The organism is Pseudomonas sp. MWU16-30316, from assembly GCF_020515645.1.
Taxonomy (GTDB): Bacteria; Pseudomonadota; Gammaproteobacteria; order Pseudomonadales; family Pseudomonadaceae; genus Aquipseudomonas; species Aquipseudomonas cerasi.
The window spans coordinates 17,540-26,026 of record NZ_JAIZAZ010000006.1 but is presented as its reverse complement, the minus strand read 5'-3'; the positions used below and the strand labels follow the sequence as shown (position 1 = coordinate 26,026).

10 protein-coding genes are annotated in these 8,487 nt (G+C 61.8%); 2 read left to right on the top strand and 8 right to left on the bottom strand.

What is annotated here, in order from left to right; translation table 11 throughout:
• The first annotated feature begins 130 nt into the window (after window positions 1–130).
• Window positions 131–1,543: an aspartate aminotransferase family protein gene (locus LCH65_RS18985; protein WP_054081118.1), complete on the top strand. Its 1,413-nt coding sequence runs from the start codon at window positions 131–133 to the stop codon at window positions 1,541–1,543.
• Window positions 1,544–1,624: 81 nt separating this feature from the next.
• On the top strand, window positions 1,625–1,843 hold the full coding sequence (locus LCH65_RS18980; protein WP_003304661.1) for an MbtH family protein: 219 nt from the start codon (window positions 1,625–1,627) through the stop codon (window positions 1,841–1,843).
• A gap of 278 nt (window positions 1,844–2,121) precedes the next feature.
• Here the strand turns inward: LCH65_RS18980 and LCH65_RS18975 are convergent, their stop codons facing one another.
• The 8 genes from LCH65_RS18975 to LCH65_RS18940 are packed head-to-tail and all read right to left on the bottom strand — an operon-like array spanning window position 2,122 to window position 8,325.
• Window positions 2,122–3,039, bottom strand: coding sequence for a zinc ABC transporter substrate-binding protein (locus LCH65_RS18975; protein ID WP_074808067.1), 918 nt, complete (start codon window positions 3,037–3,039; stop codon window positions 2,122–2,124).
• On the bottom strand, window positions 3,040–3,939 hold the full coding sequence (locus LCH65_RS18970; protein WP_003348835.1) for a metal ABC transporter permease: 900 nt from the start codon (window positions 3,937–3,939) through the stop codon (window positions 3,040–3,042).
• Window positions 3,939–4,703 carry a metal ABC transporter ATP-binding protein gene (locus LCH65_RS18965; protein WP_074808070.1) on the bottom strand — a complete coding sequence of 255 codons (765 nt, stop codon included), beginning with the start codon at window positions 4,701–4,703 and terminating at the stop codon, window positions 3,939–3,941. The genes LCH65_RS18970 and LCH65_RS18965 overlap by 1 nt, the downstream gene beginning before the upstream one ends.
• Window positions 4,700–5,632, bottom strand: a complete 933-nt coding sequence (locus LCH65_RS18960; RefSeq protein ID WP_003371675.1) for a metal ABC transporter substrate-binding protein — start codon at window positions 5,630–5,632, stop codon at window positions 4,700–4,702. The genes LCH65_RS18965 and LCH65_RS18960 overlap by 4 nt, the downstream gene beginning before the upstream one ends.
• 35 nt (window positions 5,633–5,667) lie before the next feature.
• Window positions 5,668–6,234: a DUF6162 family protein gene (locus LCH65_RS18955; protein ID WP_003371677.1), complete on the bottom strand. Its 567-nt coding sequence runs from the start codon at window positions 6,232–6,234 to the stop codon at window positions 5,668–5,670.
• A complete protein-coding gene (locus tag LCH65_RS18950; protein ID WP_003436576.1) occupies window positions 6,231–6,563 on the bottom strand; it encodes a hypothetical protein in 333 nt (110 codons plus the stop codon). The genes LCH65_RS18955 and LCH65_RS18950 overlap by 4 nt, the downstream gene beginning before the upstream one ends.
• The gene (locus LCH65_RS18945) at window positions 6,560–7,105 is read right to left on the bottom strand and encodes a thiamine pyrophosphate-binding protein (protein ID WP_226439720.1); all 546 of its coding nucleotides are present in this window, start codon (window positions 7,103–7,105) and stop codon (window positions 6,560–6,562) included. Before LCH65_RS18945 ends, LCH65_RS18950 begins: the two co-directional genes overlap by 4 nt.
• Window positions 7,102–8,325, bottom strand: a complete 1,224-nt coding sequence (locus LCH65_RS18940; RefSeq protein ID WP_074808073.1) for a PepSY domain-containing protein — start codon at window positions 8,323–8,325, stop codon at window positions 7,102–7,104. The genes LCH65_RS18945 and LCH65_RS18940 overlap by 4 nt, the downstream gene beginning before the upstream one ends.
• Between the last annotated feature and the right edge of the window lie 162 nt (window positions 8,326–8,487).

The window sequence follows — 8,487 nt, the reverse complement described above, 5'->3', positions numbered from 1 at the left end:
AAAAACTCGTTACCGGGTGTAAATCCGCAGCTCGCTGGCGCGTTTTCAAAGGACCGAACACACACCTGAGTCGGCATGCGCCGACGCCCATGCTTCAGGTTATTCAAGACTCGTATTGAGGGTTGCACAGATGTCAGTCGCTACCAGGTTTATCGATGATCAGCCGACACGGGTTGCCCCGGCTGCGGCTGAGATGCTCTACCAGTTCGACGAGTCGCCACTGCTGGCCCGGCAGAGTCGCCAGGAGTCCAACGCACGCAGCTACCCGCGGCGCATACCGCTGGCGCTCAAACGCGCCAAAGGTATTCACGTCGAGGACGTCGAAGGGCGGCGCTTCATCGATTGCCTGGCAGGCGCGGGCACCCTGGCGCTCGGGCATAACCATGCTGTGATTATCGAAGCGATCCAGCAAGTGATCACCGACGAGTTGCCGCTGCACACCCTGGACCTCACCACGCCGGTCAAGGACCAGTTCGTTCAGGACCTGTTCGGCCTGCTGCCACCAGCGCTGGCCAATGACGCGAAGATTCAGTTTTGCGGCCCGACCGGTACCGATGCGGTGGAAGCCGCGTTGAAGCTGGTGCGTACCGCTACCGGACGCAGCACGGTGTTGTCATTTCAGGGGGGTTATCACGGCATGAGCCAGGGCGCGTTGAGCCTGATGGGCAGCCTGGGGCCGAAAAAGCCGCTGGGTGCGTTGCTCGGTACAGGCGTGCAGTTTCTGCCATACCCCTATGATTACCGCTGCCCGTTCGGGCTCGGCGGCGAACAGGGCGTGCGCGCCAACCTGCATTACCTGGAAAACCTGCTCAACGACCCGGAAGCTGGCGTGCAATTGCCCGCGGCGGTCATCCTTGAAGTGGTGCAGGGCGAGGGCGGAGTGATCCCTGCTGATCTGGACTGGCTGCGCGGCGTGCGGCGTATCACCGAAAAGGCCGGCGTGGCGCTGATCGTCGATGAAATCCAGAGCGGTTTCGCGCGCACCGGCAAGATGTTTGCCTTCGAGCATGCCGGGATCATCCCGGACGTGGTGGTCATGTCCAAAGCCATCGGCGGCAGCTTGCCGTTGGCGGTTGTAGTCTATCGTTCCTGGCTGGACACCTGGCTGCCGGGCGCACACGCCGGGACGTTTCGCGGCAACCAGATGGCCATGGCTACCGGTTCTGCCGTAATGCGCTATCTTCAGGAGCACTCTATTTGCGAACACGCGACAGCCATGGGCGCGCGGCTGTCCAGGCATTTGCGTGCCTTGCAGCGTGACTTCCCGCAACTGGGCGATATTCGCGGGCGCGGGCTGATGCTTGGTGTCGAGCTGGTCGACCCGTCCGGTGCATGCGATGCACAGGGTCATCCGCCGGTATTTGCGCGTCTGGCCCCGCTGATCCAGCGTGAATGCCTCAAGCGCGGGCTGATTCTGGAGCTGGGTGGGCGACATGCCAGTGTGGTACGTTTTCTGCCACCGCTGATTATCACCGCCGAGCAGATCGACGAGGTGGCAGAGATCTTCGGTCGCGCGTTGAATGCCGCTGTCGCCCAGGTTTAATTTTTCGACGTAGTGATACGTTCAATCCCTATAGCTGCCATGAATTGGCACGGCAGCCCTGAACACACATGGAGAGCAGCAATGACTTCAGTATTCGATCGGGAAGACATCGTCTTTCAAGTTGTAGTCAACCACGAAGAACAGTATTCCATCTGGCCCGACTACAAGGCGATCCCCAACGGCTGGCGCACCGTGGGCAAAAGCGGCTTCAAGAAAGAATGCCTGGCCTACATCGAAGAAGTCTGGACCGACATGCGCCCCCTGAGCCTGCGCCAGAAAATGGAAGCGCAGACGGCTTGATTGAGCGTTATACATAAGTCCTGTGGGAGCGAGCTTGCTCGCGAAGAGGCCGGTACAGCCTTGACCACCGTGCGACGCTCCGCGTCGTCATGCCGTTCTGGACGCTCCGCGTCCTCTCGCGACCCAGAGCGTCGAGACCTGCATTCCCCACGCCGGAGCGTGCGCAACGATAACTGACTATCGTGCGACGCTCCGCGTCGTCATGCCGTTCTGGACGCTCCGCGTCCTCTTTGCGACGCAGAGCGTCGAGATCTGCCGGAGCGTGAGCAACGATAACCTCACCCCTTGCCAGCCAGCACTCCGATAACCCCCTGAATATCCCCCTGCAACTCCGTCAGCGGATCAGCGCCATCAATCCCCAATACCAGCAACTTGCTGTCTGCCGCTTCAATTGCAGCCTTTACCGGCTCTGGCGGCTGACGATGATCAAGCACCAGCGCCACGTCGTTATCCTTGAGGGTCGCGCTCAGTTTGCTCAATGCCTCGGGCGTCCACTGTTCGTCGGTCAACACCTGAGTGTCGATCAGCTCCAGATTCAGCCCGCTGATCAGGTAGCCGAAGCGGTCTGACAAACTCACCACACTCAAATTGTCTGCACCGGCCAGTGCCGCTTCGCTGCTGGCACTCAGCTTGAGCAATTGCTGCTTGAACGCCGCCAGATTGGCCTCGATCTTCGGCTTCGCACTCGGTGCCAGGCGCACCAGGTCCGCCGCCAGCACATCGGCCATGCGCCCCATATTATTGCTCGCCAGCCACGGCTGACTGTTCAGCCCGTCAGTGCCTTGGCCCGGCTGTACGGCGATGCCTGGCAAGCTGCCGTCCACCGGACGTGCGGCGTCGATCTCGACGATACGAATATTGCTGCGCCGTGCATTGGGGTAGAGCGGGTCATCGGCCCAGATTGAGCGCAAGCCGATCACCGCGTCGGCGTTGGTGGCCAGCCCGCGCAACGCATCGGCACCACGCCCGGTGAAATACGCCGTCTGACGCGAGCCCGGCAGATTGGCCGCAGCAGCGCGTTCCAGCATCACACCACTGTCCTTGAGCAGTATTTCGCCCAGGCCATAGGTGATCGGCAGGCTGGCCAGCACCCGTACCGGTTTTGCGTTGTCGGTTTTGGCGTCGGCGGCATACAGGCTGTTGCTGAACAGGCCGGTCATGGCCAGCGCCAGGGTCAAGGTACGTAATGTAAGCATTTATCCAATATTCCCTTTCAGGCTCGGCAGCGTGCCGCGCGCGATGGCGGCGAGGGCGAAAGCCATGCCCGCCACCAGAATGATTGCCGCGCCGGACGGCACGGGCAGGTCGAAGACGATGGGCAGCAGGATGCCGCACAGGGTGCTGAATGTTGCAATGGCGACCGAAATCCAGAAAAAACCCTTGAGCGACTGACTCAACAGGCGTGCCGCCGCCGCTGGAATCACCAGCAACGCACCGACCAGAATTGCACCAATGACTTTCACCGCAGCGACCGTGATCAGCGTCACCAGAATCACGAACAGGTAATCCAGCGTCTTCACCGCCACGCCGCGCACCGCAGCCAGTTGCGGGTTGAAGCTGGCCAGCATGATGCGGTTGTACAGCGGCAGGCTCAGGCCCATGACCAGCGAACCGACGATCAGCAGCACCAGCAGGTCATTGCCGTTGACGGTCAGTACCGAGCCGAACAGCACGTTTTCCAGGATGTGCACGTTGATCTTGCCAGCCAGCACCAGCAGCAGGCTCGCGCCCAGCGCCAGGGACACCGACAGGAATACGCCGATCAGCGTGTCCGGTGCCAGCCCGGTGCGGTTGCGCAGGTAGTTGAGGACGATACCGAACAGCAGGCAATAGCCGAACAGCGCGCCATAAGGCCCGGTGTACGGCTCACCGAGCAGAATGCCGATGGCCACGCCGGTCAGTGCCGCATGGCCCACCGCTTCAGAGAAGAACGCAAAGCGCTTGACCACGACCAGCGTGCCCAGACCGCCCAGCACCGGGCCGATCAACAGGCCCGCAAGCAGGGCGTTGACCACGAAGCCATAAGCCAGCGCCTCCGGCAGATACCCGGACGAGGCGAGGCCCTGAATGAACAGGCGAAAGGTTTCGTAATCCATTACGCGATCCTCCCGGCGCTGCTATCCATCGTGCGCGGGTGCGCGGAAAACAGCGTCAGCAGGCGTTCCGGGGTCAGCGCGGTGGCGGCCGGCTCGTCGAACAGGATGCGTCGGTTAAGCCCCGTGACCTGATCGGCCAGACGCCTGACGGCATCCAGGTCATGCTCGATCCACAGGACCGTGACTCCGCTTCGGCGCCAGTCGCCCAACAACCGCTCAAACACCTGAATACCCGCCTCATCCAGCGCCGACATCGGCTCATCCAGCACCAGCAATTGCGGGGCAGGAATCAGCCCCTGCGCCAGCAATACGCGCTGCCGTTCGCCACCGGAAAGCGCGCCCATGCGCCGTTTGCGCTTGTCCTGCATCCCGACCCGTTCCAGTGCCTCGCCAATCGCTGCCGCGTAGTGCTTCGACAAGCCCAAAAACGCCGGGCGTCGCTGACACATCGCAGCCATGAAATCGTCGACGGTCATCGGCAGGCCACGGTCGAACTCCAGCACCTGCGGTACATAGCCAATCAGTCCTGGAGCAGCAGGCCACAGCAGGCTTAATTGGCCCTGATGCGGTGTCTGCCCAAGCAGGGTCTTGATCAGCGAGCTTTTGCCACCGCCGTTCGGGCCGACCAGTGCGTGTACGCTGCCGGCGCGCACATTGAAGTGAACCTGATCGAGAATCGTGGTGCGCCCGAGGGTCAGGCTGACCTGATTGAATTCGATGCCCGGACCCTGGCTGGCGATGTCGAGGTGCTGTGCGGCCGTCATGCGCCCGACTCCTGAATGGCCCGTACCACCGTGTCCAGGTTGCCGGCCATCTCCTTTTCGTATTTGTCGGCGGTGTATTCGCCATAGGAAATATGCGACAGCGGGTACAGCTTGACCCCGGATTCACGCTGAATGGTCTCGACGTAGGTGGATGGGAAATCCATCTCCGAGAAGATCACCTTCACGTCCAGTTCGCGCAGTTGGTCGATGGTTTTTTTCAACTGGCTCGGGCTGGGCTCGATGCCATGCGCCGGTTCAACCACGGCGGTGACTTCCAGGCCGAATTCGCGCAGCAGGTAGTCGTAGGCGGCATGCACCGTGGCCACGCGCAGGTCGGCGTTGGGTGCCTTGGTCAGTTTGGCGAGCGCATCGGCGCGCATCTGACGCAGGCGTTTGCCGTAGGCGCGGGCGTTGGCGGTGTAGGTTTTGGCATTGTCCGGGTCCAGCTTACCCAGCTCTCGGGCGATAGTGTTGACCTGCGCAATGGATGCACTGATCGACAGGAAGGTGTGCGGGTTGACCACTTTGCCGGCACCTCGCGCCGCCACCCCGGTGGCCGCCAGCAACGGCACATCGGCATTGGCCTCGATGGTCTTGATGTTCGGCGTTTCACTGGCGGCGATCATGCGGTCGGCAAAGTCGTCGTGGCCGACACCGTTGAGCACGATCACGTCCAGTGAACCGATGCGCTTGATGTCCTCGCCGCGCGGCTCATAGGCATGCGGATTAAAGCCCGCCGGGATCAGCGGCACAACGTCGGCCTTGTCGCCGACAATATTGCTCACGTAGCTGTAGTAAGGGTGCAGGGTAATGCCGATGCGCAGGCGTTTGGCCGGTTCGGCGGCGAAGCTGGACGGCGCCAGCAGGGCGACCATCAGCCCCGTCAGCAGGACGCGCAGCAAGGGACGGCGTTTGAATGAAATAGGCATGGGCAAGCGGTCTTCTTTCAAAGGAGTGCGGAGTTTCAGTGCGGGTGCTGGCGGGTCACGCCAGCATCGAATTGCGCGACGACCTGCTTCCAGCCTGAATCGATCAAGGCCCGGTCACTGAGGTCGCTGACCGCCGCCGGCGAGGCATTGCGGTTGATCCAGATGTCCGGCTGCTCGCCGGAATCGACACGCATCAGAAAGGAACCGGCCACGCTCGGCGTCCGGCTCAGTCCCAGGTAGGACTGCTCGATCATCTGCCAGGCATGATCGCCACGGCTCACCGAACTGGCATCCGTGGCGAACGGCGCAAAGCCTTCGTCGCCGAGTTGCTGCGGGGTGATCGGTGTCTGCTGCTCGCTGGCCAGCAGGCGGATTTCGTCGAGGGTCACGCGCAGGTCGGCGTAAATGCCTTGTTCCGCAGCGCTCAGGTCGCGTCGTGCGTCCAGTTGGTAGATGGCAATGCTGTGCGTTTCCCGGGTATCACGGTGCAGGCTGATCACGCCTGCAGCGCAGCCAAGGATCAACAGGCACAGCACCAGCACATACAGGGTTTCATGCCCGGCGCCTGCCGGACGGACGATGTGTCGGGTCGGTGTGCTCATGGGGCCTGGATATCCGCCTGATCGATTTCCACCACGTGACCGGGACCGGCGTCGAACAGCACGTAGAACTCGGAGGCGGGGCGTTTGAAGGTCACCGTCGAGTCTTCGCCGAGCTTGCCGGGCACCAGAATGGTTTCGTCGTAGCCGATCACGTCCAGGGTCACACCCGGCGCACCACTGCCGTCGGAAAAACCGCCAGTGCAGCGGATCTGCTCGGTGTCGATCTGTTTGCATTCGCACATCGGGTTATGCGCCAGGGCGTTGCCGCTCAGGCCAAGCAGGCACAGGGCACTGACCGTCAGCCAGCGCAGGGAAGGGCGGGCACTCATGGTTGGGCTCCTTGTTTTTTCAGCCACGCCACGGTGCTGGGCGAAGCCTGTTGCAGGGGGATGGAAGTCTGATGCACGGCGCCGTCCCAGCCTTCCATGGTGATCCACAGCTGGGCGTCGGGATCGGTGTTTTGCGCGATCTGCATGAAGGCGCTCATGCGGTAGCCGCCACCGAAGAAAGTCACCCCGGCGGTGCGCAGGCTGCGCGGTTTGCCGATGCGCAGATAAGTGGCCTTCACCCGGTCGATGCAGGCGTTGCACAGCGCTGCGTTGAAACTTTTCATGTAGCCCGAAGGGCCGGACAGTCGCGGCGCTTCGTTGCGGTCCTCTGCCAGACGCAGGCTCCACGGGCCGACCTGAATTTCGCCGACCTCGCGCTGGCCGAGGCCCTGATCACCGCGGTCCAGCGCGTTGTCGGAGAAGTACTTGGGCATGAAACCCAGCGGGATCAGCACCAGCAGCACGTTGATGTGGAAGCGCCACTTATGCCAGAAACGGCTTAGTGACGATGCAGGTTGTGCAACAGCGGCGGCCTTGCTCACAGACTGTTCTCCGGGGTGCGGGTCGCCAGCGGCGAGGGCGTGGTGTTTCGTGGGGGTGCAGCGGCCGTTGCCGGGCGGGTTCGGGCTTCACGCTTGAGGGCGTTGAGCGTCGCCAGGGCAGTACGTTTGCTCCAGATCAACAGGCCGCTGAGCACCATCATGCTCAGCAGCAGGCCGAAGAATGCCCAGATCAGCTTGATCCAGATGCCGCCGAAATCGCCGGTGTGCAGGGGGCGCATGGACTCGGTGACGAACTCCAGCTTGTTGCGGTCCGACAGCAGGTGCGATGTGGCAATCTCGCCGCTGTACGGGTTGATTTCGGCGGTCTGGAACATCAATGGATACCAGCTGCGTCCACCCACCTGCATGTTGCTGTAGGCATTGAACGGCGGCGTGATGAAGCTGGCTTCCAGGCCCGGAATCCGCTCCTTGGCGATTTCCACGGCGCGCTCCAGGCTGATGGTTGGCGCAGGACTGCCGTCGGCAGTCAGCGGCACGGCGCTGTGCGGAATGATCGACGCGACCTGGGATTTGCTGGAAATACTGATCTGGTTGTCGCCCAGAATCGCCTGGATCAGAAACCATGTGCCGGTAATGGAAATCACCGCAATGAACCAGATCGACCAGACGCCGCTGAGGCGATGCAGGTCGCCCCAGAAAATCCGTGGACCCTGGCTGAAACGTACGGGTTTGAAAAAGCCGCGCCAGAATTTCTTGTAGACCACCAGACCGGTCACCAGCGACGCCAGCAATGGCAGGCCGAGAATCGACACCAGATACCAGCCCCACGAATAACCGTTGGTAAACGGCACCAGCCACCAGCCGTGCAGCGCGCGGGTGAAGCGGCGGAAGTCGAACGACGGGGTAATGCCCTGAATCACCCCGGTGTAAGGGTTGACGTAAGCCGGGACCGAACGCCCGTCGGGGTAGGTGATGAACACGCTCAAGGCGAAGTAGTCGCCGTCCGGCTGCATGATGGTGCCGACGATCAGGTCCGGTTCGTTGCGTTCGATGGTGGCGCGAATCTGTTCGAAGTTCAGGCGCGGGGCATCGTCGGAAGGGCGGTTGTCACGCATCTCCGGGTTGGCCAGCCACATGATTTCCTTGCTGACCACGGCCAGCGTGCCGGTTACACAGACGATCAGCACGAAGAACCAGATCGGCAGGGCCAGCCAGCTGTGGACGAGAAACCAGATTTTTGAACGGGACTTCTTCGACATGGATAAACAATCTCGATTCGCGATGTGGCGCGGACGTCAGGTGAGCGCTCTTTTTAGTACGCGCGGGCGTATAAGGCCTCGCATTCAGTTAAAGACGAATGAGGGCCAGATTCCTGTAAGAGCTTTTTGCGTTTTAAATGCAAAAAAATGTTTCAGCGCGGG

What these genes read in the sequence shown, in the direction of transcription:
- LCH65_RS18960 (WP_003371675.1), bottom strand. Translation starts at nt 5,632, where the DNA reads ATGCCTATTTCATTCAAACGCCGTCCCTTGCTGCGCGTCCTGCTGACG.
- LCH65_RS18940 (WP_074808073.1), bottom strand. Translation starts at nt 8,325, where the DNA reads ATGTCGAAGAAGTCCCGTTCAAAAATCTGGTTTCTCGTCCACAGCTGG.
- LCH65_RS18955 (WP_003371677.1), bottom strand. Translation starts at nt 6,234, where the DNA reads ATGAGCACACCGACCCGACACATCGTCCGTCCGGCAGGCGCCGGGCAT.
- LCH65_RS18980 (WP_003304661.1), top strand. Translation starts at nt 1,625, where the DNA reads ATGACTTCAGTATTCGATCGGGAAGACATCGTCTTTCAAGTTGTAGTC.
- LCH65_RS18970 (WP_003348835.1), bottom strand. Translation starts at nt 3,939, where the DNA reads ATGGATTACGAAACCTTTCGCCTGTTCATTCAGGGCCTCGCCTCGTCC.
- LCH65_RS18985 (WP_054081118.1), top strand. Translation starts at nt 131, where the DNA reads ATGTCAGTCGCTACCAGGTTTATCGATGATCAGCCGACACGGGTTGCC.
- LCH65_RS18965 (WP_074808070.1), bottom strand. Translation starts at nt 4,703, where the DNA reads ATGACGGCCGCACAGCACCTCGACATCGCCAGCCAGGGTCCGGGCATC.
- LCH65_RS18975 (WP_074808067.1), bottom strand. Translation starts at nt 3,039, where the DNA reads ATGCTTACATTACGTACCTTGACCCTGGCGCTGGCCATGACCGGCCTG.
- LCH65_RS18950 (WP_003436576.1), bottom strand. Translation starts at nt 6,563, where the DNA reads ATGAGTGCCCGCCCTTCCCTGCGCTGGCTGACGGTCAGTGCCCTGTGC.